Source organism: Meridianimarinicoccus marinus (assembly GCF_040689105.1).
In the GTDB taxonomy this organism is placed as follows: domain Bacteria; phylum Pseudomonadota; class Alphaproteobacteria; order Rhodobacterales; family Rhodobacteraceae; genus Meridianimarinicoccus; species Meridianimarinicoccus marinus.
The window spans coordinates 1-685 of the sequence record NZ_JBFBVU010000086.1 but is presented as its reverse complement, the minus strand read 5'-3'; the positions used below and the strand labels follow the sequence as shown (position 1 = coordinate 685).

1 protein-coding gene is annotated in these 685 nt (G+C 59.3%); it reads left to right on the top strand.

Annotation, left to right across the window (positions count from 1 at the left end; translation table 11 throughout):
- Positions 1-685, top strand: a 685-nt coding sequence (locus AB0T83_RS20290; RefSeq protein WP_366195007.1) for an IS3 family transposase, incomplete at both ends; no start/stop codon positions are given.

Genomic DNA, 685 nt, shown 5'->3' with positions numbered 1-685 from the left:
ACTGTTTGCCCGACGAATGCAGAGACCCGTGTGCGCTATGGCTACAGGCGCGTTCACGTGCTGCTGCGGCGCGAGGGATGGATCCTCAACATGAAGAAGACGCGTAGAATTTACAATGAGTTGGGCTTGCAGTTGAGGAACAAGCACCCGAAGCGGCGCGTGAAGGCCAAGCTGCGTGAGGACCGTCAGGAGGCCGGTGGGCCAAACGAGGTCTGGGCGATGGACTTCGTGCACGACCAACTCGCCCTGGGCAAAAAGCTTCGCATCCTGACCGTCGTCGATACGCATTCCCGGCTCTGTCCGGCGGCCGACCCGCGCTTCAGCTATCGCGGCGAAGACGTCGTGCAGACGCTCGAACGGGTGTGCGGCCAGATCGGCTATCCAAAAACGATACGAGTCGACAATGGCAGCGAATTCATCTCCCGCGACCTCGACCTCTGGGCCTATGCCAACGAGGTCACACTGGACTTCTCACGGCCCGGGAAACCAACAGATAACGGCTTCATCGAAGCGTTCAACAGCAAGCTCCGGGCGGAATGTCTGAACGCGCGTCGCAATTGTTGCTCGAACCAATGGCGCATCAATGGCAACTTCATGAGCCTTGCGGACGCGAGGGAAAAGCTGGAGGATTGGCGCAGACACTACAACGAGGACAGACCCCACAGCGCGATCGGATACAAAGTCC